26 protein-coding genes are annotated in these 23,339 nt (G+C 61.8%); 18 read left to right on the top strand and 8 right to left on the bottom strand.

Going from position 1 to position 23,339, the window contains the following annotated elements; translation table 11 throughout:
- Positions 1-394 precede the first annotated feature (394 nt).
- From V7082_RS03495 to V7082_RS03520, 6 genes are all read left to right on the top strand, one after another.
- Positions 395-772 carry a hypothetical protein gene (locus tag V7082_RS03495; protein WP_334146231.1) on the top strand — a complete coding sequence of 126 codons (378 nt, stop codon included), beginning with the start codon at positions 395-397 and terminating at the stop codon, positions 770-772.
- 148 nt (positions 773-920) lie between these two features.
- Positions 921-1,271: a hypothetical protein gene (locus V7082_RS03500; protein ID WP_334146232.1), complete on the top strand. Its 351-nt coding sequence runs from the start codon at positions 921-923 to the stop codon at positions 1,269-1,271.
- The gene (locus tag V7082_RS03505; RefSeq protein WP_334146233.1) at positions 1,268-1,537 is read left to right on the top strand and encodes a hypothetical protein; all 270 of its coding nucleotides are present in this window, start codon (positions 1,268-1,270) and stop codon (positions 1,535-1,537) included. Before V7082_RS03500 ends, V7082_RS03505 begins: the two co-directional genes overlap by 4 nt.
- A 52-nt stretch (positions 1,538-1,589) precedes the next feature.
- Positions 1,590-2,012, top strand: a complete 423-nt coding sequence (locus tag V7082_RS03510; protein WP_334146234.1) for a hypothetical protein — start codon at positions 1,590-1,592, stop codon at positions 2,010-2,012.
- An 81-nt stretch (positions 2,013-2,093) separates the two neighbouring features.
- Positions 2,094-2,354, top strand: coding sequence for a type II toxin-antitoxin system CcdA family antitoxin (locus V7082_RS03515; RefSeq protein ID WP_334146235.1), 261 nt, complete (start codon positions 2,094-2,096; stop codon positions 2,352-2,354).
- A complete protein-coding gene (locus V7082_RS03520) occupies positions 2,354-2,656 on the top strand; it encodes a CcdB family protein (protein ID WP_334146236.1) in 303 nt (100 codons plus the stop codon). The genes V7082_RS03515 and V7082_RS03520 overlap by 1 nt, the downstream gene beginning before the upstream one ends.
- A gap of 41 nt (positions 2,657-2,697) precedes the next feature.
- Here V7082_RS03520 and V7082_RS03525 read toward each other — a convergent pair whose 3' ends face one another.
- Both V7082_RS03525 and V7082_RS03530 read right to left on the bottom strand, forming a co-directional pair.
- Complete coding sequence (locus tag V7082_RS03525) at positions 2,698-4,803, bottom strand: ATP-dependent nuclease (RefSeq protein WP_334146237.1); 2,106 nt, start codon at positions 4,801-4,803, stop codon at positions 2,698-2,700.
- A 17-nt stretch (positions 4,804-4,820) separates the two neighbouring features.
- Positions 4,821-6,095 carry a DUF2130 domain-containing protein gene (locus V7082_RS03530; protein ID WP_334146238.1) on the bottom strand — a complete coding sequence of 425 codons (1,275 nt, stop codon included), beginning with the start codon at positions 6,093-6,095 and terminating at the stop codon, positions 4,821-4,823.
- 301 nt (positions 6,096-6,396) lie between these two features.
- Between V7082_RS03530 and V7082_RS03535 the strand changes: the two genes are divergently transcribed.
- The 3 genes from V7082_RS03535 (at position 6,397) to V7082_RS03545 (ending at position 7,728) form a co-directional block, all read left to right on the top strand.
- Complete coding sequence (locus tag V7082_RS03535) at positions 6,397-6,741, top strand: hypothetical protein (protein ID WP_334146239.1); 345 nt, start codon at positions 6,397-6,399, stop codon at positions 6,739-6,741.
- 3 nt (positions 6,742-6,744) lie between these two features.
- The gene (locus V7082_RS03540; protein WP_334146240.1) at positions 6,745-7,320 is read left to right on the top strand and encodes a hypothetical protein; all 576 of its coding nucleotides are present in this window, start codon (positions 6,745-6,747) and stop codon (positions 7,318-7,320) included.
- 159 nt (positions 7,321-7,479) lie between these two features.
- Positions 7,480-7,728 carry a hypothetical protein gene (locus tag V7082_RS03545; RefSeq protein ID WP_334146241.1) on the top strand — a complete coding sequence of 83 codons (249 nt, stop codon included), beginning with the start codon at positions 7,480-7,482 and terminating at the stop codon, positions 7,726-7,728.
- A gap of 46 nt (positions 7,729-7,774) precedes the next feature.
- On the opposite strand, the gene V7082_RS03550 is transcribed toward V7082_RS03545, so the two are convergent.
- Positions 7,775-9,037 carry a Y-family DNA polymerase gene (locus V7082_RS03550; RefSeq protein ID WP_334146242.1) on the bottom strand — a complete coding sequence of 421 codons (1,263 nt, stop codon included), beginning with the start codon at positions 9,035-9,037 and terminating at the stop codon, positions 7,775-7,777.
- A gap of 3 nt (positions 9,038-9,040) precedes the next feature.
- Entirely contained in the window at positions 9,041-9,418 is a 378-nt protein-coding gene (locus V7082_RS03555) for a LexA family protein (RefSeq protein ID WP_334146243.1), read from the bottom strand.
- Between the two features lie 414 nt (positions 9,419-9,832).
- Here V7082_RS03555 and V7082_RS03560 point away from each other — a divergent pair, with 414 nt between their 5' ends.
- The 5 genes from V7082_RS03560 (at position 9,833) to V7082_RS03580 (ending at position 17,546) form a co-directional block, all read left to right on the top strand.
- The gene (locus V7082_RS03560) at positions 9,833-10,192 is read left to right on the top strand and encodes a DUF6876 family protein (protein WP_334146244.1); all 360 of its coding nucleotides are present in this window, start codon (positions 9,833-9,835) and stop codon (positions 10,190-10,192) included.
- 157 nt (positions 10,193-10,349) lie between these two features.
- The gene (locus tag V7082_RS03565) at positions 10,350-10,685 is read left to right on the top strand and encodes a HigA family addiction module antitoxin (RefSeq protein ID WP_334146245.1); all 336 of its coding nucleotides are present in this window, start codon (positions 10,350-10,352) and stop codon (positions 10,683-10,685) included.
- A gap of 13 nt (positions 10,686-10,698) precedes the next feature.
- Positions 10,699-12,819 (top strand): site-specific DNA-methyltransferase, encoded by a 2,121-nt coding sequence (locus V7082_RS03570; protein ID WP_334146246.1) that lies wholly within the window; start codon positions 10,699-10,701, stop codon positions 12,817-12,819.
- A 3-nt stretch (positions 12,820-12,822) separates the two neighbouring features.
- A complete protein-coding gene (locus tag V7082_RS03575; RefSeq protein WP_334146247.1) occupies positions 12,823-15,414 on the top strand; it encodes a DEAD/DEAH box helicase in 2,592 nt (863 codons plus the stop codon).
- A gap of 272 nt (positions 15,415-15,686) precedes the next feature.
- Complete coding sequence (locus V7082_RS03580; RefSeq protein ID WP_334146248.1) at positions 15,687-17,546, top strand: ParB/RepB/Spo0J family partition protein; 1,860 nt, start codon at positions 15,687-15,689, stop codon at positions 17,544-17,546.
- A gap of 67 nt (positions 17,547-17,613) precedes the next feature.
- On the opposite strand, the gene V7082_RS03585 is transcribed toward V7082_RS03580, so the two are convergent.
- Complete coding sequence (locus tag V7082_RS03585; protein WP_334146249.1) at positions 17,614-18,165, bottom strand: DUF488 domain-containing protein; 552 nt, start codon at positions 18,163-18,165, stop codon at positions 17,614-17,616.
- A 351-nt stretch (positions 18,166-18,516) separates the two neighbouring features.
- Between V7082_RS03585 and V7082_RS03590 the strand changes: the two genes are divergently transcribed.
- From V7082_RS03590 to V7082_RS03600, 3 genes are all read left to right on the top strand, one after another.
- Positions 18,517-19,419, top strand: a complete 903-nt coding sequence (locus V7082_RS03590) for an ArdC family protein (RefSeq protein WP_334146250.1) — start codon at positions 18,517-18,519, stop codon at positions 19,417-19,419.
- 448 nt (positions 19,420-19,867) lie between these two features.
- The gene (locus V7082_RS03595) at positions 19,868-20,113 is read left to right on the top strand and encodes a hypothetical protein (RefSeq protein WP_334146251.1); all 246 of its coding nucleotides are present in this window, start codon (positions 19,868-19,870) and stop codon (positions 20,111-20,113) included.
- Positions 20,110-20,277 (top strand): hypothetical protein, encoded by a 168-nt coding sequence (locus V7082_RS03600; RefSeq protein ID WP_334146252.1) that lies wholly within the window; start codon positions 20,110-20,112, stop codon positions 20,275-20,277. The genes V7082_RS03595 and V7082_RS03600 overlap by 4 nt, the downstream gene beginning before the upstream one ends.
- A gap of 54 nt (positions 20,278-20,331) precedes the next feature.
- Here V7082_RS03600 and V7082_RS03605 read toward each other — a convergent pair whose 3' ends face one another.
- The 3 genes from V7082_RS03605 to V7082_RS03615 are packed head-to-tail and all read right to left on the bottom strand — an operon-like array spanning position 20,332 to position 22,628.
- Positions 20,332-20,586 carry a DinB/UmuC family translesion DNA polymerase gene (locus V7082_RS03605; protein ID WP_334146253.1) on the bottom strand — a complete coding sequence of 85 codons (255 nt, stop codon included), beginning with the start codon at positions 20,584-20,586 and terminating at the stop codon, positions 20,332-20,334.
- A complete protein-coding gene (locus V7082_RS03610; RefSeq protein WP_334146254.1) occupies positions 20,577-21,245 on the bottom strand; it encodes a hypothetical protein in 669 nt (222 codons plus the stop codon). Before V7082_RS03610 ends, V7082_RS03605 begins: the two co-directional genes overlap by 10 nt.
- Before the next feature lie 3 nt (positions 21,246-21,248).
- Positions 21,249-22,628 (bottom strand): type IV secretory system conjugative DNA transfer family protein, encoded by a 1,380-nt coding sequence (locus V7082_RS03615; protein ID WP_334146255.1) that lies wholly within the window; start codon positions 22,626-22,628, stop codon positions 21,249-21,251.
- Between the two features lie 248 nt (positions 22,629-22,876).
- Between V7082_RS03615 and V7082_RS03620 the strand changes: the two genes are divergently transcribed.
- Positions 22,877-23,308, top strand: coding sequence for a hypothetical protein (locus V7082_RS03620; protein WP_334146256.1), 432 nt, complete (start codon positions 22,877-22,879; stop codon positions 23,306-23,308).
- Positions 23,309-23,339 lie beyond the last annotated feature (31 nt).

Genomic DNA, 23,339 nt, shown 5'->3' on the forward strand with positions numbered 1-23,339 from the left:
TTTCGGTAAACTAGTAAAGCGCTGAATTGATACGGTTATTGCGCCGGTCTAAGAATATGGTCCTGATGCAATGAAGGCGGACTCCGGCTATAATATGAAAACAATTAATGCGTACTGCGAAAGGGGCTATTTATGTCCATTCCTAAAAAGCCAATTCATGCTACTGGAAACCCGGGTTCCCACCTGTCGTTGCTGCTCCAGGCGGTGTTTCCGACCGCTGAAGTCGTGCGCGTCATGGCGCAAAGCGCGTTCAATGAAGCAATCGGCTGGGCGCGAGCGAAAACGGTCTCGCCGCTGCGCGCTCCGACGACCACACGACAGCCGCGGGCATAGCATGGAGGTGCAGAGGCCAAGTATGTTCAATCATCGATGAGCGTGACGGGGAGGGCTGCCAATGTCGTTTTACGACAAGGATTTCAGGGAAAAGGCTAAACTTGCCGCACCGGCTCAGTCCGATATCTGCGGCTGGCAGGATTACCTGTCACGTAGCGAGCTGAAAGAGTACGACCGCGCCAGAGCAAACATGTACCGAGGCAACGCCGCCGCCATTGGTCTGTTCCTCGCCAAGACAGGCGCAGCGGTGTTCCTGACCGCATCTGTCGCCCCGGCGTTTTCTCTGGTCATGGGCGTAGCGGCGGCTGTCGCCGGAACCTACGGACTCGCCAGCTGGGCAAAGGCTGTGCGCATCCAAAAACGGGGCGAGCGGCGCGAGGCGGAGGCTGAAGTGGCAGTCCGCCGGGCTATGCCAGGAGGTCCGCATGCCAAGATTTGAGCGGAACTTCGGGAGCGATCGGCCTGCATCAAGCCATCAAGGCAAAGCGGCTGGAGCGTCATGCCAAGCGCCGGGAGGCGGATGCGGAAGTGGCCGGGCGCGTGAACAAGCCCGCGGCACCGGGGCGCGAGTGGTAAGGGGGATTTCTGTGAGCGATTTTGATAAGCGATTTGCATCGAACACCAAGCTGGCAGCGCCTATCCAATTGGACAGGCAAGGGTGGAAACTGCGCGCCTTGCGGCAGCTATCAGCCCGCAACGACCTGTCAGCTGGCGGCGCGATGATAGTCGTCGGCGGTCTCCTGCTGACCTCCACCATTGCCCCATACTTTGCGGTCGGCGCCGCGGTTGTTGGTGCCGGCAGTGTTCTTATTGGCAGGGCCGTTCGTAAAAATGGCATCAGAAGCTTTTTCGCTGCGGCGGCCGACATGAGCCTTCCAAGGCCGGAGGCGGAGGTGACTGCGAGGCACGCAAAGACACCGCAGGGACCGCGCGTATGATCGGGATTTTTCTGGTCAATCACGATGACGCTCTCTGTTTCGCCCAGTACGGCGATCACAAGGACATTGCAGGGTTCCGCTACCACACCGACACGGGCATGTGCATTGCCATCCGCGGCTCAGGTGATGAGGAGGTGTTCGTGGATGCCATGCACGAGCAAATCCGTGATTATCTTTCCAAGGATCAGCCAGTGCTGGTCGCTGATATTGACGACGAGGGAGCGCTGACCCGGGAATATTCCGTGCCGCTCACCGTCTCGCGGTGACATGCCGAAGGTTGCGCGCGGATCCCTGGACGGCCCGGAGCCATTCTCCGCCATGGACATTCACATGGCCCGGATCTGTGTCGAGCATGCCGGTCAGCTTAAGCTGACCAATGGCGAGACCTCGGCCTGCGCGGCCATCCTTGAGCATGCCCGTTGTGGAACAGCTGTTGAACCCGGCCATATCCGCGCTGCCAAATCACTGTTCAACGCCATGCTGAATGGCAGGGGAAACTCGGCGAGACCGGGCAGGGCATTTGCCGCCCGCGACGTCAATCTCGCGCGCGTCTGCCTGATCCCTGTTGCCGAGCCGTATTCCTTTCATATTACTGAGCCGGAGCGCCGCGCCTGTCTCGCTGTCCTCCGCAACGCTGATCTGAATCTGCCGATTGCAGAGGAAGAGTTGCGCATCGCCAAGGCCCTGTTCCGGGCGATTGCGGAGGAGGAGAGCAGGACCGGATGGTCGCCGGCCTGTTGACATAAGAATGGAATGATAATGTTTCTTATGGGAAATATCCGCATATTTGATACGTATACAGAATAATGATATATTGGATATATGCGCAATACATCATCCATGTCTCAGAACGGCCAATCAAAACGGCGCCCCATTACCGTCACCGTGCGTGAAACGATCATCGATGAAGCTCGAGCGTACGGTCTCAACACGTCTCGTGCGGCAGAGGCTGGCATTGAGGCAGCGCTGAAGCGCGCCAAGGAAGAAGCCTGGCTGACGGAGAATAAGGCGGCGATCGAAGCGTATAACGAGCGCATCGAACGTTCCGGCACGCTGATCAAGCCTATGTGGCTCGTCGATTGATGGCGCGGTTCGATGTCTACCGCCTGGAGGGCTTCAGGCACTACGTTGTGGACGTGCAAGCCGATATCCTGCGCGATCTCAGCACCCGCGTCGTTGTTCCCCTCGTCGCGTTGGACGAGCAGAAGAGCGAAACTAGTCCACGGCTGCGGCCGCTCTTGACGATCTCAGGCACGGACTACGTGCTCAACACGCCCGAGCTTGCGGCGGTGCCTTCGTCGAGGCTCGCTGAGCGCGTCGCAAACCTCGATCATCAGCATGAGACCATCGTCGACGCCCTCGACTTCCTGATGCAGGGGTTCTGATGCCGGTCGTCTGGCGGCGCGCCGTCCAGAGCGCCAAAGCCTTACAGATCCGCAAAAAGGTTGGAGCAAATCTCGACGATCTCCGGATCCCGGCCGTTCGCAAGTGGCGTGCTCAGGCCGAGCGCTGTGTTCCGGTCGGGCACCAGCTCCAATGCCCTGAGTGCCGTCTCGGGTTTGGAGTCGCCTTCCGGCGTGCCGGCGGGGTAATAGCTTTCTATCGCGCCTCTTGAGAGGATGTTCACGCCGGCGCCCCGCAGCGTATCGAGCGTTGGCACGAGTGCGCCGCGGGCCTGATCGTCCACCCGGCAGACGTGATCGCGTGCAATGTCCTTTTCCCACTCGAATAACTGATCGATGACACCCATCTCGTCGGCGGTGATCTGGCCATTCGCCTGCACTTGCCGGAGCGTCTGCTTCGCCGTGTCATAACGCTGTCGCCATCCGGCGCTCTTTGCGCGGGCCACTATCTGCCTTGGCTCCGGTTCAGCTTTCAGATTGAGCGCCGCGATGCGCGCATCGCAGGCCTGTATGGCTGCGGAGCGGAGATCCTGCGCTGCCGCGGGGCCGCCAAGGTGATGGTAGCCGTCGAACAGTGCATCCAGATCGGCAACGATCCTGACGTCGATGCCGAATGCTTCGAAGAACTGGCGGAAGCGTGCGAAATTGCCTTTACCAGACACCCGCACCATCGCGATGTTCTTCGCCTCAAAATCCCAGTCGGGATTCAGGAGCCGCGCCACGTGCTTGAAAAACGCATCGTCGGATTCCCCCTCGAACAGCACCACCCGGCGGCTGAAAAAGGCTGCATCCGCGTTCTCGAACCGCGCGATACGGAAGACCGCCGCGTTTGCCGCATCAAGATCAAACTGCACCGGGTACAGTCTGCCGACGGGCTTCGGATCGGCGGCCTCCTTGGCGACGCGCACGAAGGAAGCGGTTACGCCCGGCGCGAAAAACAGCGGTGAATGCGTGGTCACGATGACCTGATGCCGCTCGGCGATGCGTGACAATGTCGAGAACAGCGTGCGCTGCGACTTCGGATGCAGGTAGAGCTCAGGTTCCTCGAACAGGAACACGAGCGGGCGTCTTGCCACGCCGTTCTCCTCCTCTGCGCCGTTCGCATCGTGACGCGCCACGTAGCATTGCAGCAATGCGAAGGTCAGCGAGCGCTTGATGCCGTCGCCCTTGTTCTCGACGAGATCGCGTGAGCCGTCGTCGATATAGATCTGCGCCGTGTTCAGGATCGCTTTCAGCTCGGGCGGCGGGACTTTCAGTTCGATTCTGGCCTGGGGGAAGTTTTCCTTGAGGAATCCTTCGACCGTCGATTCCAGAGCCTTCACCTTGTCATGGCGGTTGTCGACGACGGCTCCGTCTTCCTCGACACGGTTGAAAAGTGCGTTCAGCTGCTGAAGAGAATTCGAGATCTGTTCAAGATCGGGCGCCATATCCTCGAGCAGAAGACCCAGCAGGCGGCCGAACGAAGTTGATTGCGCCGTTTTGAGATCGTCCGCGAGGTCCTTTACGGCCGGTATGTAAATCGGTTCAGGCAACAGCGCGGATATGGACTGCGGGACACCCGCAGGCAGCGGACCTTCCGCCCGCGTGAACTGATCCGCAGGCAGCGCCGCAACCCTGCCGCCGATGTAGTCACGCGCCGCCGTGATGTTCAGCTGTTCCGGCGCCCCTTCTGCAAACTCCGGGTAGGTCTCCACAAGGGCCTGCCGGACGGCATTGCCCGTCTTGCCCTTGAACACCTCCTTGATGGCGTCTTCCCGGTAGCGCTGATCAACCGGGACGACGCGCTCGATCTGGATCTCGAGCTTTTCGCCAGGGCGATAGCGCATGACCAGAACAAGCGTCCCGTCGATCACGAGAGGAGCCATCTTCGTGCGGTGCTCTTCGGCAAGGCGGTTGAGATCACCGTCGCCGATGTCCGACAGCTCCAGCCTGAACTGAACAGGGACCGCCGGATCATAATAATGTTCTGACTGCAGTTGCGGCGTCCGTTTGAGCGCTATGACCAGAGCCTGCAGCGCGGTCGATTTGCCGGCATTGTTCTCGCCGACCAGACAGGCGAAGCTTCCGGGCCTGAACTCCGCTTCGCGCAGCCCTTTGAAGTTGCGGATTTCAATCTTGTTGATGCGCATTTCTTCCCCCCGGCCGCTTACGCGTTCTCGACGTCCGGCGCCTCGAGCGCCGGCAGGGTCAAAGATTCGATCTCCTGCAGCGCCTGACCGGCGATGCCCTGCAGATCTCCGTACATGCCCACCGTCGCTTCAATGACGCCCCGGATCTGCGCCTCGCGCTTTGCCCATTGACGCAATGTGGCTTTGCGCTCCCTGTCGAGATCTGACTGCATGTCGGAGAACTTCTCCACGATCGCCTCGATGCGATGCCGGAAGCGCGGCCCCGTCAGATACTCGTAGACCAGCTCCATTTTGGTCTGCTGGCCATCTTGGGCCTGTCTCACCTTGGCGATCTCGATCAGGGATTGTCGAAGCGCCATGGCAACCGGGATCGCGCAGCGCGGCTCGGCAACCCACACCCCGTCGACGTGATCAAAGCTGTTCAGGCCGCGGGGAAGAGCGTTGGACACAAGCAGCGCCAGTTCTGCCTTGGCAGCCCTTTGATCGTCGCGCAGTTTCGACAGCCAGCCATCGCTCCAGTTCTTGGTGCGCTTCGATTCCCACAATATCGTTCCGCAGGGCTGGCCGGCGACGCCAAGGACTTTCTGGATCACGTCGCCGCCGAATTCGCCTTTCGGCACCGGCTCGATGAGGTCCATCGGAAATTTGGAACGCAGCAGGGATTCCAGCTCCAGCTCCTGTGCCTCGCCCTGCAATTGCTGCGAGCCCTGCTCCGCCTTGCGCTTCAGCTCCTCGATCTGCCGCTGCATCGACGCGATCTGCTCTTCCTTCTCCAGAACGCGCAGCTTGAGCGCCTCCTCGGCCTCCTGCCTGGCTTTGTCCCGGATCACCGCCTGCGATTCCTGCACCTTCTTTTCAATGGTGAGATCCATTTCGCGCCTGGCATCATCGAGCTCGCGCTGCTTGCGCATGATCTCGGCCTGCGCCTTCTGCGCCTCGGCCAGTTTCGCGTCGCGCTCTTTCAGCACCTCCTGCAGTTCGCTGACCTCTTTCGCTTTCTGTTCGAGATCCGATGCTGCCCGCTCTTTCGCCTTCCTTGCTTCGTCGGCCGCTATGACCTCGCGCTCTGCTTTCACCTTGGCAGCGACCTGCTCGTCGATCGCGGTCTTGGCCTTCTCCAGTTCCGATTCCTTCGCACAGATAGCCGCTTCCCTGATGGCGACCTGGCTTTCCTTGCTGGCGAGAATGTCCTGGTACTGACGGCGCGTGGCTTCGATGAGCGGCGCCGCAAGCGACTCCGTCAGCTTGATCTCGCTGCGGCAGCTCGGACAGTGGATGACGGGCTCATTCATGCAGACCCCCTAATAAAAATGGCTTGGTTTCTCAGTCCGGCAGCTCGTTGCGCGGACCATGCAATGACGGGCAGTGTAGGCGATCGTTCCCGTATTGTTCCATAGGAAAGTCGGGGTTTTCCCCGTTGCCGTGCCGCACCCGGCCTCGCGGCCGGACCGGGCTGTCGTGAACGGAACCCCGCGGATGAAAGCGTGTGCCTCGCCCGCCCGGCAGGCGGGTTTCCGCCATGCGGCGTCCATCCCTTGCGGGATGCTGCGGGGCAGCGTGCATTCGATGACACGGGCGCTAGTGTCCGCTGCGATGACTGATCCCGATCTTCAGGGCATCGCGGACTTTGCCCTCCATCCCGACGCAGAATTATTGTGCGGGTTCGACCATCCGCATACCCATCTGCGCCGCTGGAAAGGCCTGCTCACCGCCAAGGCCTGGCTCGGGCGGGATCTCGCCTGCTTCTTCGCCGGGCAGGCGGATGATGGCGGACGCATCGTGGTGCTGCTTCAGGGCGGCAATTGCTTCTGCCCGCGTTTGGGCGGCGCGGACATGCGCGGCGCCGTGATCGGTGCCCTCTATGAGCTCGATGTGTTTGTGCCGCATGGGCAGACGCCCATCGTCGATCGCGCCGAGCGCATTGCTGTCTTTGCATAACTCTTGCTGCGCCGCATCGTGACATGTGCGGACGGCTTGCCACGATTGAATCGCCATAACCAAAAAAAGGAGATGATCATGGCAATCAACGCATTGAAGTACACAACCCACGAAGGTGTCCTGCGCACCGTTCCGCTCGATACGGTGCGGCTCATCCGGCCGCTCACCGATGAGGACAAGGAGCGCGCCAAAGAAAGCCTGAAGGAAAAACGCGGCATCGATATTGATCCTGCCCGCGTCAGCATCCGCATCGAGTTCGGGGACAAGTCCTCCAAACTCGCGCGCGAGAATCTGGAAGGCCTGCGCGCGCAGGGCATCGCCCTCGTCAACATGGGCTCGGAGCGCTACGTGCCGGCCGCCAATATCACCGGCGCCGAATCCTTCACCAAGGAAGATGCCGACCGGCTCAAGGAAGAGGACTACACCCTGTCGCAGAACTTCCGCGCCAAGGTCGATACCAAGGCCGGCACGGTGCTCTCCTCGGCAACGCCGCAGCAGGTGATGGATCGCCGCGCCAAAGCGCTCGAGGCGGCCAACAGCAACACGCCTGGCGCCAACGTCAAGGCGAGACCGACCTAGTTGGAAGGGCTCTGAACCCACCAAGGGGATGAGCCCATCCCTCTTACGCCGCCGTCGCCCGCCAGCTTTTATAAGCGGGCGACGGACGGCTCCGAGGGGATGAGAGGCGCGATGTCTGCGCCTTTACGGCGCGAGCCCCCTTTTGCATCCATCTTTCACATGACCAACGATCCTGTCCTCATCGCCTACCACGCACGGCGCACCAAATCCGGACGCGCCGCGTGGACCCGCATCGGCCGCGCCTATCCGCATGAGACCGGCGCCGGGCTGACCGTCATCCTCGATTTCTTTCCGCGGGACGGCCGCATCATCCTGCTCGAGCTTGATGACGATGATGATGAGCGCCTGCTGCGCGAGGCGGCCAGGCGCCATCCGGCGCGATCCCCTAAGACAGACAAGACAGACTGACCATTCCGGCAAATCCGCAATTGCACAGATGCGCACTGGCTTACGGTCAGGGCACGCAGAGAATCTCGTCCCAGTCCGTCGTATAGCGCGGCGACCGCCGTTCGGCGCGCAGCGACCAGTCGCGCCGTATCCCCGAGGCGGCAAGCCGCATCGTATCGCGGCCGTAGTCGGCGTTGATCCGATCAACTGCGCGCATCAGTGCCTGTTGCCGCTTCGTGTCAGGGCCCGACCAGAGATCCCCCTGCACCGCGCCCGCCGCGCAGAGGTCGAGCAGCGCAATGCCCGCCTTCTTGTAACGGTATCCATCGCGCCAGATCATCGAGGCCGCCCGCAGCGCGACGCGGGTGAGCATGCGCGTGTCGGCGCTTGCGACCGGCAGGCCGATCGTGCGCGAGGCTGAATACTGCGCATCCTGCCCGCAGAACGGATTGGTGTGGGCGAAGACCATCACCGCATTGGCCGCAAGAGATTGACGGCGCAGCTTCTCTGCCGCGCGGGCGACATGCGAGGCAACCGCCTCCTCAAGCCCCTGGCGCTGCAAGACGGGGCGGCCGAAGGAGCGCGAGGCGAGAATGGTTTTGTTGGCCGGAACGGCAAGCGTAAGCGCCTGGCAGGGCATGCCACGCAGCTCCGCGGCGATGCGTTGCACGACCACGCCCAGATGCGTGCGCAGGATCGCCGGATCGGCATCGCGAAGCTGCAACGGCGTGCGGATGCCGAGTTCGCCGAGACGTTTGGCCAGGCGGCCTGCAACGCCCCAGAGATCGGTCAGCGCGAGCTGCTCCAGGGCCTGCGTCTGCTCTGCCTCGCTCATCAGCGCATGGACGCCGTCCCGCCCCTGCCCTTTCTTGGCCAGACGGTTCGCCACCTTGGCCAGTGTCTTGGTGGGCGCGATGCCGACCGACACGGGGATCCCCGTCCATTGCAGCACCGTTGCGCGCAGCCCCGCGGCATGCGCGTCCGGATCGGCAAACCCGCGCAAGGACAAAAAGGCTTCGTCGATGGAATAGACCTCAAGCTCCGGCGTGAAGCCGCGTAACACGTCAACCACGCGGCTGCTGATGTCGCCGTACAGCGTATAGTTGGACGAGCGCACCATGACGCCGTGCTCCGTGAACTTGTCCCTGTTGAGATGCCAGGGATCACCCATGGAGATGCCGAGCGCCTTGGCCTCGTTGGAGCGCGCAATCACACAGCCGTCGTTGTTGGACAGCACGACCACGGGCCTGCCCCGCAGGCGCGGCTCGAACAGCCGCTCGCAGGAGGCGTAGAAATTGTTGCAATCCACAAGCGCGATCGGATCGGCCATCGCCTAAAGCCTGCGGATCACATGGCGCACGACGCCCCAGACCTCGAACACCCGGTCCTGGTCGATGGGCACAGGCGCAAAATCGGGATTGGCGGCTTCGAGCCAGAGCGCGCTCCCTCTGCGCCGGTAGCGCTTGATGGTGAACTCGCCATCGAGGATGCCCAGGATGACCGCGCCGTCGGTTGCGGCGATCGCGCGGTCCACGACCGCGATGTCGCCCGGAAAGATCCCGATGCCGGTCATGCTCTCGCCCGTGATTCTGACCGCGAAGGTCGCCGCCGGATGGGCAATCAGCAGCTCGTTGAAGTCGAGCGGATGATCGAGATAGTCCTCGGCCGGCGACGGAAACCCGGCCGGTACGCGGCAGACGAACACCGGCACGCTGACCCGCGTCCTTGCCTCACAAGCCTGTAGTGCCGGTAGCCGCATGCCTTCCCCCCCGCGTGGTGATGTTCTGTTTTTGTTCTTGATGCCGCTTGCTGTCAAGCACAGACGGATCAGGGGCTTTCACCGTCACCGACACGATAGGCCCGCTCCGGCCTTCCCGATGCGCTCCGCCTGTTGGACCTGGCCGCCGCTTCAGCTTGAGCCGGCCGGCAGCCCCCCGCCGCCATGAGGCCATCGCCCGCACGCCCCGCAAGGCCGCTCGCTTCGGTCTGCGCCCTGCAGCTTCGCGCCGCTGCCGCGGTGCGGCGTGCGCCGCAGCCGTGCCGGCCGCGCTCATCGGCGATGGCGGTGATGCGGCGTGAAGGGGCCGCGATCGGCGCGGCTCCCGCACCAGAAGGACGCCACGCCATGACCAAAACCCTGATCAAATCCGATCTCAGCCAGTTCACCGGAACCGAGCACATCTATCGCCATGGCCTGATCCGCCACATCGTCTATACCGACGGCGTGCGCCATGTCGCAGAAGCCGGCGAAGCCTGGTGGCTGCTCGACAAAATCGCCTGCGCGCAGCTCGAGGCCCATATCGCAGCGGAGGCGTTTCAGCTCTGGACGCTGAGCGTCAACGCCGATGCCTCGGCCGATCTCGTCTGCTCCGACGGCAAAGGTGTCGCCGTGTCCTCCGAGCGCATTGCCTTTACGGATTTTCCGCTGGCGGAGATCAAGTTCTACGTCACCGACAACACGATCCTGTTGCCGAGCGAGTATTGACCCGCTCAAGGGCGTCCCGTTGCCCGGATCAGCGGGGCGCCCATCGCTTTCATCACCTACCCTTATCCACATTACATAATGTCAGTTCGCGCAGACGGTTGACGTCATACGTCATCGTTCGGCATGGTCCTGTTGCGGCCTCGGGGAGGGCTGCTCCATGCCACGTCCCGCCATTCATCCAGGCAAAGTGCTTGCCGAAGAGCTTGCAGAAATCGGTGTTTCACCCACCGAGCTCGCACGGCAGATAGACGTGCCTCCCAACCGCATCAGCCAGATCATCAACGGAAAGCGCGCGATCAGCGGCGACACAGCGCTGCGCCTCGCGCATTGGTTCGGAACGAAGCCTGAGTTCTGGGTCAGCCTGCAAGGCTCATACGAAGTAAGCGTCGCCCGAGACAAAGCCGGGCCACAGATCGGGAAGCTGCCGATAAGGCCGTGTCCCCCAAAGAGCGGTATCGCGGATCGAACGAAGCCGACGCTGCGCCAGAAATGAGAAGGAAGCTGACTTGTCGCGCCTCACCGATCTGATCGCACAAACCAAGGCAAAAGACTTGGCGCTCGGCCAGGAGCTCGAGCGCGAGTTCAAAGTCCTGTCCGCGCGCCGCGCGTTCGGTCTGAACTTCGAACGTCACCGCCCGGAAAGCGTAGAGCTACCTGGGCGCCCAATCCGTAAGGGCGAGAAGGTTCGCATATTGCCGCCGCGTGGCTCGACTACCAAGGGTGACCAACGGCTTTGGAAGGTCGTCGGGTTTGAGCGAGTAAAAGACCAGAGGCTTGCCCGCCTTGAGCTTTTGAGCACTGAAGAGCCGGGCGGCAAATCAGTGCCGTTGGACGACTTAGTCGTGGTCGCCGAGTTCCGTGACTACATCTACCCCGGACTCGTCAGCACGGGGAAGGTCGACAGCGGTGTCGATAAGCCGTTTCACACGATCATTAACGGTGAAAATTTTCATGTTCTGGAAGCCTTAACGTTCACCCATCGTGGGAAGATCGACGCGATTTACATCGACCCTCCATATAATTCCGGCGCGCAGGACTGGAAATACAACAACAACTACGTTGAAAAGGACGATCTCTACCGCCATTCAAAGTGGCTCGCCATGATGGAGCGGCGATTAAGGGTCGCAAGAGAACTTTTAAATCCGCTAAATAGCGTTCTTATTGTCGCAATCGATGACAAGGAATTTGCGCGTCTGGCGCTGCTGTTGGAGCAAACATTTCCCGACGCCCGGCAAGAAATGATTACGACCGTTATCAATCCGAGAGGAAAGTACAGGCAGGGAGAATTCGCCCGCTGCGAAGAGTATATTTTCTTCCTGGCGTTTGGCGCTGCGAAAGTGCTTGGGGAACCTGATGGAGACTTCGCTGCCGGATCAACGGTCAGCTGGAGGACGTTGCGCAGGAGCGACCTGTCTTCAGCGCGGGGCACGAAGAAGGGCGGAACATCTCAATTCTATCCCATCTACATTGGCAGTAGTGGGCGGATCGAGCGCATCGGGGAGGCCCTCGATCACGCGGTTGATCGAAAGACCGCACCCCAGTTGCCTGGATGCGTAGCTGTTTTCCCTGTCCGTGATGATGGTACAGAAATGAACTGGGGGCTTACCGGGCCTTCTCTTCAGTCTCTCCTGGACAACGGATATGTCCGCGTTGGACGCGCTACACCAGATAGGCCGCAGAAATTTGAAGTATCCTACCTCACGTCTGGAAGAATTGCAGATATACAAAGCGGCAGAGCGAAAGTCGTTGGCAGAGCCGAAGATGGAAGCGTGATCGCAAAATATGAAACTAGCAAAATAAAGATGCCTGTTTCTACATGGGTCAGGCCTTCGCATAATGCTGAAATTTATGGAACAGACCTACTCAAGTCGCTCATTGGGGATCGCGCGTTTCCGTTTCCCAAGAGCTTGCATGCTGTGGAGGATTGTTTGCGTCTTTTCGTTGCGGACAAGCAAAAAGCAATAATTCTCGACTTTTTCAGTGGTTCAGGCACCACCGCCCACGCCGTAATGCGTTTAAACCGTGAGGATGGCGGCCGCCGCCAATGCATCTCTGTAACGAACAACGAGGTCGCAGCAGAAGAACAGGCTGCGCTTCGCAAGAAGAAGCTGCGCCCGGGTGATGCCGATTGGGAAGATTGGGGCATCTGTGAATATATCACGAAGCCCCGTATCGCCGCTGCTATCACGGGCAAGTCGCCTGACGGCAAAGAGATCGAGAGCGATTACAAAGTCACTGATGAATTCCCTATGGCCGAAGGGTTTGAGGAGAACGCAGAGTTCTTCACGCTGACCTATGAGACGCCGGTAGCCGTCAGCCATAACCGCGCTTATGCCCGCATTGCTCCGCTCCTTTGGATGCGCGCAGGTAGCGAAGGAAGACGGATCGATGCGCTGCCGGCCAAGGGATGGGAAATTGCTGACACCTATGGCCTGTTGACCGACCTGGACAAGGCAGCCCCCTTCTGCAAGGCCATTGCGAGAAAGGATGCAGTCCGGTTCGCCTATATTGTGACTGACGACGATCGGCGCTTCCAATCTGTGGCACGCCGTCTGCCCGTTACCGTCGAACCCGTGCGGCTCTACGAGTCGTACCTGACCAACTTCCGCTTCTCGATGGGACGGTGACACATGAAGTTTACGCTGAAGGATTATCAGGACGAAGCCGTCAAGGAAGTGCTCGATCGGCTCAAGAAGGGTCGCAAGCGCTGGCACGAGGATGGCGATAAACACGCCTTCTCACTCACCGCGACAACTGGCGCGGGGAAGACGGTGATGGCGGCAGCTGTCTTCGAGGCACTGTTCTTCGGCAACGACGACTATGACTTTGAAGCGGACCCAGGCGCCGTAGTAGTCTGGTTCAGCGACGATCCATCCCTCAACGAGCAGTCGCGCTGGCGGCTTCAAGAGGCATCCGACAAGCTCACCATCTCTGATCTAGTGCCCGTCGGGAATTCCTTTGCTGGGGAGACGTTTCAACCAGGTAAGATCTACTTCCTGAACACGCAGAAACTCTCGAAGAACAGCCTGCTTGTTCGAGGCCACGACGAGGATGATCCTGCACTGGAGACCGCAGACGGTCAGCGCATCATGCCCGATATGCGCTCGCACACGATCTGGGACACGATACGTAACACCATCGACGATCCGGATATGACCCTCTACCTCGTACTCGACGAAGCTCACCGGGGCATGAGGGAAGGCGCAAGGTCAAACGGCGACGGAAAGCCAACCATCGTAAAGCAGTTGATCAACGGCTCAGGCGGCGTGCCGGGTATACCCGTCGTTTGGGGGATCTCGGCAACAGTACAACGCTTCAACGATGCAATCGCAGGGATGCAGGGCCGCGATACATTGTCTCCTGTAATCGTCGACCCCAAGAAGGTCCAGGAATCCGGACTTCTCAAAGATACGATCAATCTCGACATCCCAGCCGAAGCCGGCGATGTCTCAACTGTGCTGCTGCGGCGCGGAACGGACAAGCTGCGCGAGATTTCCGAAGCATGGGCAGACTACGCCAAGCAGCAGGACGACGCTGATCTTGTCTTGCCGCTCATGGTCTTGCAGGTCCCCAACTCGCCAGACCCGAAGGATATCGCCAAGTGGCTTGATACTATTTTCGAGCAATGGCCGGACTTGCCGCATGACTGCATCGCCAATGTCTTTGGCGAACACAAGACGGAAACATTTGGCAGGCACACGGTTCCGTACATCGCCCCGGAGCGCGTCCAGGAATCAAACTGGGTACGAATCCTTGTTGCAAAGGATGCAATCAGCACAGGTTGGGACTGCCCCCGCGCCGAAGTAATGGTCTCCTTCCGTGCGGCATCGGACAGGACGCACATCACGCAATTGCTTGGACGCATGGTACGCACACCGTTAGCGCGCCGCATCCCAGGCAACGAGCGTCTGAATGCGGTGGATTGCCTGCTTCCGCACTTTGACAAGAAGTCGGTCGAGGCCGTGGTCACGGCACTGATGACAGGCGGCGAGGCCGGCGAAGAGCTGCCAGGCCGCCGGGTCCTGATTAATCCGCAAGAGATGAAGCCCAATCCAGCCATCCCGGAGGATGTTTGGCAGAAACTGCTTTCGTTGCCATCTCAAACACTCCCGAAGCGACACACCCGTCCGATCAAGCGCTTGACGGCTCTCGCCCATGAGCTGGCTGCGGATGGTCTCATAGCCGACGCCGGCAAGAAGGCGCACTCGGAAATGCACAAGGTTCTCGATGGGGCACGAGTCCGCTATGCCGAAGAAATCAAGAAGGCCCGCGAAGCTGTGCTCACGGTTGAAGGCAAGACAGTAAAGGCCGATGTCGAAACCAGAGGCATGACCTTCAACGATTTCGTTGAAGCCGCAGACTATGCTGTCATTGAGGATGCCTACAAACGCGCAGCCCGCGTGATCAGCCCGGATCTGGCGACCACCTACAGCGAGCACCTGGCCAGAAAAGCGTCGAACGACGAAGATCCTGATGAAGCGCTCATCGAGGCTCATACGGTGGTCGCTGCCATGGGCCTTGTTTCAGACATCAAGGACGATCTCGATGCAGCTGCAGCGAAGCTCGCGAACCAATGGCTCACGCAGCATCGCGTACCGATCAAAGCTCTGTCAGACGAGCGGCAAGAGGTCTATCGCCAGATCCGCGAAATGAGCGCTGATCCTCTACCTGTCGATCTTGCACGGCCCAATACCTGGCTTCAGATGACGTCCGCACGCAAAGCCGACGGAAAAGAAGAGCCTCTTCCCCGGTTCGCAAAGCATCTTCTTTGTGACGAGGACGGCTTTTTTCCGGGTGATTTCAACTCTTGGGAAGCCAAGGTCGTTAGCGACGAGCTGACGCGGGGGACAACAATCGGTTGGTATCGAAACCCGGCCCGGCCGACGCAGGATTCGCTCGGAGTAATTTACGAGAATGGAGGCGAGGCGAATATTGTCCGGCCTGACTTCATTTTCTTCGCTCGCATGCCCGATGGGTCGATTGCAGCCGACATTGTCGATCCGCACGGGGACCAATACGCCGATGCACTACCCAAACTGAAGGGCCTTGCGAAGTATGCCGAGGAGAACGCTGATCATTTTCGACGGGTTGAAGTGCTAGCCGAGGTCGTAGGAAAGTTCCGCGTGATTGACCTTATGCAAGCTTCGGTCCGCAAAGCAGTGCAGTCGGCCACCACGATCGGCGAACTCTATGGAAGTGATGCCGCCAGCGACTACGCCTAGGGCATTGCTACGCAGCCATCGTCGGCGAGCTTGCCGGCATGTTCCCCGCGGTCATCCTCCTACTCCAATAGTCCGGCCCGCGAAAGCGCTCTCTCATGATGCCGAGACTGCGCCGGTGCGCGCTCGCTTCAAGGGCATGCCCTCGGCTTGCGGCTTCGCCGGCCGCCGGCCCGTGTTTGTACCGGGCCGGTTCCGCTCCCGCCTGGCCCGTCGCCTTCGTCCGGCATCGAGACCGCCATCCCGGCGGGCTCGCAAGACGAAGGAGACAGTCAATGACCGACACCATCACCATTCCGCTGAACAGGCTTGCGCCATGGGACGGCAATGTCCGCAGGACAGCCATCCATGACGGCATCGCCGAGCTTGCAGCCTCAATCGCGGCCCATGGGCTGCTGCAGTCACTGGTCGTGCGCAAGAGCACCCGCGGCAAATACGAGATCGTCGCCGGGCAGCGCCGCTATCTTGCCCTGACCGCCCTCGTCAAGGCCGGGACCATCGCAAAGGACCATCCGGTTCCCTGCATGCTTGCGACGGACAACGTCAATGCAACGGAGATCAGTCTCGCCGAGAACGTCGTGCGGGCCCCCATGCACCCGGCCGACCAGTTCGAGGCGTTCCGGATTCTCATCGATGACGGCGCGACGATTCCTGAAGTCGCGGCGCGCTTCGGCATCACGGAAACCGTGGTCGCCAAGCGTCTGAAGCTCGGGCGTCTGTCATCCGTTATCCTCGACGCCTATCGCAATGGCGATATCGGGCTCGAGGCGGCCCAGGCCTTCGCCGTCACCGACGACCGCGAGGCGCAGGAACGGGTGTTTGCCGAGCTCGCGCCCTGGAACCGCGATCCCTACGCCATCCGCCGGGCGCTGACCGAGGAGGACATTCCAACCTCTGACAAGCGCGTCCGCTTTGTCGGTGTCGTGGCGTATCAGGCCGCAGGCGGTGTTATCCGTCAGGATCTCTTCTCGGAGGAAGGCGCCGGTTATCTCCAGGACAATGTCCTGCTCGACCGCCTTGTAACCGAGAAGCTCGATGCCATCGCCGCCGGGGTCAAGGCCGAGGGCTGGCACTGGGTCGATATCCTGGCCGATGCCGACTACCGGGCCTTCGCCCGCTTCGAGCGGCGGCTGCCTGAGCAGATCCCGCTCTGCGATGCCGATCAGGCTGAATACGATCGACTGTCGGAAGAGTATGATGCGCTCGTTGACAGCGACGACCCTGACCAAGCGCGTCTCGACGAGATCGAAGCCCGCATGGACGAGCTGACCCTGAAGACGGAGACGTGGTCCACCGACACGCTTGCCCTCGCCGGCGCGATGGTCTCCCTGGAGTATGATGGCGATGTCCGTATCGAGCGCGGCCTGGTGCGCAAGGAAGACGCCCGCAAGGCTGAGCTTGCCTCGATTGACGCCACGGACACCGACGATCGCACTGAAACTCCTGCACCGTCCGGGCTTTCACCGCGACTTACCGAGGATCTGACGGCCCAGAAAACCGCCGCCATCGGGGCTGTGCTGATGTCCCAGCCGGACATTGCCCTGGTGGCCGTCGTGCATTGCCTGACTCTCGATATGTTCTATCCGGGATGCGGCACGGAAAGCTGCCTCAAACTGTCATCACGATCCCCGGCCCTCAGCAGCGCCATGGCGAAACCCGAGGCCTGCAAGGGGCTTGAGGCCATCGAGCAGGAGCGTGCCTGCATTGGCGACCGCCTCCCCGGTGATGCTGATGACCTTTGGGCATGGTGCCTCGAACGCCCGCGTGACGAGCTGCTTGGCATTCTGGCGTTCATCGCGGCGAAATCCGTGGACGGCGTGCAGCGCAAATCCTACAGGCCGCATGCGTCGCGTCTCATCAACGCGACGCAGCTTGCCGAAGCCCTGCGCGTCGACATGACCGAATGGTTCACGCCGACCGCCGAGAGCTACTTCAAGCGCATCAACCGCACGCAGATCCTCGCCGCCATCGACGAGGCCAACGGCACACACGCGCCGGCTCTTGAGAAGCTCAAGAAGTCCGAGCTTGCGATGCGGGCCGAGCAGCTGCTTGCGGGCACGTTCTGGCTGCCGGAGCCGCTGCGCCTGGCCGTCAACGACAACAACGACGCCAATCTCAGTCACGCCGCTGAATAGGCTGCTTGCTTCCGGCTGCGCCGCAAGGTGCAGCCGGATCTTTCATCCCCGCAACACCGCCACGTAATTACGCATGGGCTGGGCTTGCCGCCGCGGGATAAATGATGCTCCCGTCATCCCGAACCATGGCGCCCGGCGTCAGACGGGCAGGTTCCAGTCGTCCCACACCCATGATGTGCATGACCGTCTCGCCGCCTGCGATCAGGTAATCAGCGATGATGCGGCGGTGGCAGCGCCACCATACGGCCTCCGAGCACATGATCGCGCAGCGCCGGCGATGTCCTTCGCGACGCAGATGCTCCAGCCCCGTCTTGAAGGGCTCGGTGAGTGCATAATCCGCATAGTTCCTGAAGCTCTCATTCGACCAAAAGCCGTTAAGGCCCTGCGAAGCGTGGCGCGCTTTTCCGCGAAGCCCGCCTAGAGCCGCCATATGCTCGTAGGCAATCCCGCGCGGTGCGAGAGTCTCCGGCAGCGTCTCCCTGTTGAATTGCGGGTTGGTCCGCGACTTCGGGATGGTCCTGACGTCAGCCAGAAGCTCGATACGGTTTTTGCGGAGCAAATCGACGAGGGCGTCAATGCTGCGGGTGGAATGACCGACTGTGAAGAACGGATTGCTCACGCGCCCTCTCCGGCATCTGGCGTCCGAGCGCCTGCATCCCTCACGTAGTGCGTCCACTGGCCCGTGCAATGGGCAGCCTCGTTCCGGCACAGGCCGGCGTTCCGGCTGGCCGGGCTGCCGCCAGTTCCTTCGAGCCCTGCAAGCGCATTCCGCGCACCGCCCGGGCGGTCTCTTCACGATGCCAAGCATGGCAGCGGGCGCGTCCGCTGCAAGGGCAAGCCCTCGGCCTTCGGCTGCGCCGGGCCGCCTCGCCGCCGGCGGGCTTCGGTTCCGCGTCCGCTCCGTTCCCGCCGCCCTTCGTCCGGCATCGAGACCGCCATCGGGGCGGGTTCGCGAACGAAGGACAACATCATGCCCGCAAGAAAGGACAACACCCCGCGCCGCGATCTCCATGCCGAAATCACCGGCAAGCTCGTTGCTGCCATCAAGGCCGATCCCGGCAAGCCCTGCATGCCCTGGCGGCGATCGTCCGGGCCTCTGTTCATGCCCGTGAACGCGCTGACCCGTAACGCCTATAACGGCATCAACATCGTCAGCCTCTGGGTCGCCGCCGAATGCTCTGGTTTCAGCGCGCCTGTCTGGGCCACCTACCGGCAATGGGCCGAGCTTGGCTGCCAGGTGCGCAAGGGCGAGAAATCCTCGCTCGTCGTCTTCTACAAGGAGTACGACTCCGAACCTGATCCCGATAACGCCGACGATGACGGCAAGCGCCGCGTGGCGCGCGCCTCCTGCGTCTTCAACGCATCGCAGGTGGACGGCTACACCGCCCCGGATGCGCCGCAGCCGCTCGGGCCCATCGAACGCCTTGCGGCCGCCGATCGCTTCATTGCCGCCACGGGCGCCCGCATCGAGCATGGCGGCGATCGCGCCTTCTACCGCCCGTCGACCGATCACATCCAGATGCCCGACGAAACCCTGTTCTGCGGCACCGATACGATGACGCGCAGCGAAGGCTACTACGCGACCGTCACGCATGAGCTCACCCACTGGACCGGCGCGAAGCACCGCCTTGCACGTGAATTCGGGAAGCGTTTCGGCGACGCCGCCTATGCCGCCGAGGAGCTGGTCGCGGAGATCGCATCCGCTTTCCTGTGCAGCGAGCTTGGCATCACGCAGGATTGCCGAGCCGATCATGCGCAGTATCTCGCGCAATGGCTCAAGCTGATGAAGGAAGACAGCCGCGCCATCTTCACTGCCGCCGCGCGCGCGTCCGAGGCTGTCGCCTATCTCAAGTCTGCGCAAGCACCCGCATAGCGGGCGTTACGCACCGCTTCCAGCATTGCAGCGCCGTTATTGGTCCATGGCGTCCATATCGCTCCCCGCTTCACGATTCGCCGGCGTGCCGGTCCTTTGGGGAATTTTAAGAGCGCCCTTCGGTTCTGTTCGACCCAAGGCCGAAGCTGCTTGCCGCACTTGGCCTGATCGCTCTCTATCAGCGGCGGCGGCGCCCGATCTTCGGATCGGTGCCCGGATTGCCGTTGGGGTACCGGTGTGAAGCTCAAGCACAACCGCGTCCCTCGATGATGGGGCCTAACCGAGCCCGATCGCTATGGGTCAACGGGCTGCCCGATCCGTTCGCGCCCCGGGGGAAACCCGGGCGCTCCCGCGTGGCCCGTATGACCCGCTCGCGGGCATCGGTTTTCTCGTCCCCATCGGGACGGGCGTGGTGCTCGTCCCACAACGACAACAACGGAAGATCATCATGAGCACCAAATCCAAAGACACCAAACGGCCGACCCACGCCCTCTGGCATGTGGAGGGCGAAGGCGAGAAAGCGCGGTGGACACGCATCGGCGCCGCCTGGATCCACAAGGACCTCAAGGGCGCGAATCTCAAATTCGATCTGTTTCCCACCTCGAACGCCGGCCGCGTCGTCGTGCGCGAGGTAAGCGACAAGGACGACGCCAACAATTCCTCCAACGGCGCAAGCCAGGGAGGTCAGCGATGAGCACCGCTCCCTTCAACCCCTATGCCGATGACGCCTTCGAGATCTTCATCGGCACCAGCATCAACCGCGCCGAGGATCTCTACGAGCTTGACGGCGAAACGCTCTTCCGCCGCCGCGGTGGCCAGGTCGAGACCTTCGATGCGGAGCTGCTCACCCGGCGGTGATGATCCGGCGGGTCCGGCCCGGGGCGCGAACGCGCCCCGGGTCTTCGTGCAAGATCACTGGCTCTTCCTCAGCACGAGCCCCACGCGCCTGCCGGCCTGCCCGTCTTCGTGCAGACGCGCCGCCGCAGATTCGGCCATGGCCTCGAACGCGTCCCAGGCCGCCTCGTGGTCCTCGCCGTTCATGCCGATGAGCAGACGCAGCGCATCCGCAACCAGCTCGCAGGCCAGGGCGTGACCGCATACGGTCAGCCCGTCCCCGAGATAATGCACGGGATAGCCAATCTCGATGCGAGACCCCTTCACCGCCATGCCATCCCCCCTGTTCTGTTGGCGTCCCCCGGTAGTGCGGCCGCGTTGCGCGTTCTGGTATTGCCGGCGCGCGGGGACGCCATGGAAGCGCGGATGTCCTGGAAGGCGAGGTTGAGCTGCGTGCTCACGATCTTCGCGTCGAGCTCGTGGGGCAGATGCCGCGCCACCGTGATGGTCTGCCCGTCGAGGAGGTTGAAATCCACGCAGAGATTGGGGTGCCACAGATAGGCGGGCGCGTAATAGGACTTTATCTCTATGCTCGCGATCATGTCGGGCCGGAGGGGAACGGGCTCGTAAACCGGCTCCCTGCTGGCCTTGCCCTTGGCGTAGAGCACGGTGTCATCCGCGCCGAAGATGAGGATGCAGCGCCAGCAGGTCCGCCGGATTGCTGTCTTCCCCCTGAACCATCGCATAAACATGACGGTGAACAGCCCCGCGCTCGCCGCCGCGATCTGCGCGGCCGTGCCGAGCGTGCCGTGTGCGATGAACACCAGGAGCGCCGCCGGAACGGCGAAGAAGGCCACGATAAAGGAAATGGCCGCGGGGAGTCCAAGAAGCCAGAGTTTGAGAAGGCGCGGCTCGTACCAGGTCATGCCGGCCTGCAGAAGCTTCCCGTCGCTGCCGAGCGTGCGGACTCTGAATTCATCCATATCGATCATGCGTCACCCCGGGGGAGTCGGAAGCCGCTCGAAATACGCAGGGCGCTCGCCGGGGACCAGGACGAGCTGGCGGCCGGTTTCGCGCGCGAAATGCATCGTGATCTCCGCAGGCGCGAGCAGCGGCACCGAACGGATGTTCTGACGCGTTCCGAAATCGCCCTGCGCGCGCTGCGCGGCCGTCACGAAATGCGCGTGCTCCTCGATGATGGTCGTCTGCCCGAGAAGCGCCGACAGATATTTCGTGGTGGTCTCGTCCATATTGGCGAAGGCCTGGATCGTGCCCGCATTGCCGAGGAAGGTTTCCCAGGAGTCGCGGTAGTGCCGCTTCAGCTGCGTCAAATCCTGCAGCACGCTCCAGAGCTTGACGCCGAACCCGGCCATCAGGCCGGCAGCCGTCTCGATGGAGCGCATATGGCCGAGCGCCGGGAATTCCTCGAGCACGAACAGGACCGGCAGATGTCCGCGCGGGACCGGCGCGCGTTCCATGGCGTTGAGCGCCTGCTGGATGACGAGGCGCAGCCACCGGTAATGCGTGCCCATGCGCATGCCGGGCAGCACGAGATAGAGGCTCATCCTGCCCGATCGCAGATCCGAGAGCCGGAAATCCGATTGCGCGGTGATGCCCAGAATGTCGTCGAGCGGCGCGGTCTGCTCCTGCGCGGTCGAAAGGATGCTCTGCAGTTCGCGTCCGCCGGCTTCGCTCTTGCCGAGGAACGCCGCGCCGATATTGGCGACGACGCCGTCAAAGGCCGCCGACTCCGCCATGGACGCGAAGAGCCTGTCCAGTTCCGCGGGGACGTAATGCAAACATCTGCGCAGTTCGCGCAGGCCTGCCGCCTGGGGCTCGCGGTCCATGAGATGCAATGTGATGCCGCGGGCCAGGTTCTTCGCGCTGTCGGTCCAGTGCGGATCCTTGGCGTTGTTGATGATGAGCGCGTCCGCCAGCTGCGCGGCATCCGCGGCGACATGCTCGGGCCGGCCCATGCCAAGCTCGGAGAACGGATTATGCGAGGCCGAGGCGATGCCGGTCTCGCCGAACGGATCGAGCACGAAGACGCGCTGCCCCATGCGGGCGCGGGCTGCGGCTGTCGCACGCGCCAGCTCGCCCTTGGGGTCAAGCACGACCACCGAGCCCGGATAATGCAGCAGGTTCGGAATGAGCACGGTGGTGGATTTGCCTGCGCGCGATCCCGCAACAGTGACGACGTGGCGGTCATCGTCGCGGCCAAGCACGCGACGCTTCCATTGTCCGAGCATGACCATGCCCGGTGTCCAGTCCCAGCCGGGACCAAGCTCCCAGGGATGGCCCCAGATCTGCGAGGGCGGCGCCTCGGGGCAGCCGGCCGCGGCCGAGCCGCGCGGCGGGAAATCCGTATCGTGCATTGTCCCGTCTCCACGTGATGAGATCCGGCGGCAGGGCCTGGCCCGCCGCCCCCATGAGACGCAAACAACAGACGCAAGCAACGCGATTGCTGCAGGTGGCTCGGGATGCGGCTGGAGCGTGCTCGCGCCATATCGGGAGCTTCGAGAAAAGAATAGCGATGGAATTACGGACGTAAACGCGTCGGGAAATTCAGCGGTGATAGGAAAAGCGCGGCCATGCGCCGGCATGTTTTCAATAAAATAATTGGATGGTGGTGCGAATTTTTCGGCGTCGTGTTCAGGACGGCATCGCATATCCTTTTGTTCGACCTGAAAGCACCCATCCTTCCGCCCCGACCCACGCACTAATCAAGCCGCACGCGCGCCGCATCGCGCAAGGACGCAGCCGCAAAGCGGAAACCGAGCCGCAGGGACCCGCGCGGCGCATGCCGCGCGGGTGGGCGCAGGTTGTCCTTGCGCGGTGCAAGCGCGGCGGCAGCGTGGATCCGGTCGGGGTGGCGCTGATGAAAATAAATATGCGCGAACTCCCGCGCGATGTTCTTCCACGTTATGCCAAAAGCCGGGACATTGCCGATGTTATGGCAGGTTCCAGATATTGCCTTTTGCATATGCCCATAACAAAACTTGGGAATAACTGGACAAAAGCAAATGAGACAGACGATGCAATGCACGTACGGTAAGGCAGAGGGGTAGCGAGATGTGGATTTGATA

The sequence above is a fragment of the Hyphomicrobium sp. genome (assembly GCF_036833075.1).
Lineage (GTDB): Bacteria > Pseudomonadota > Alphaproteobacteria > Rhizobiales > Hyphomicrobiaceae > Hyphomicrobium_C.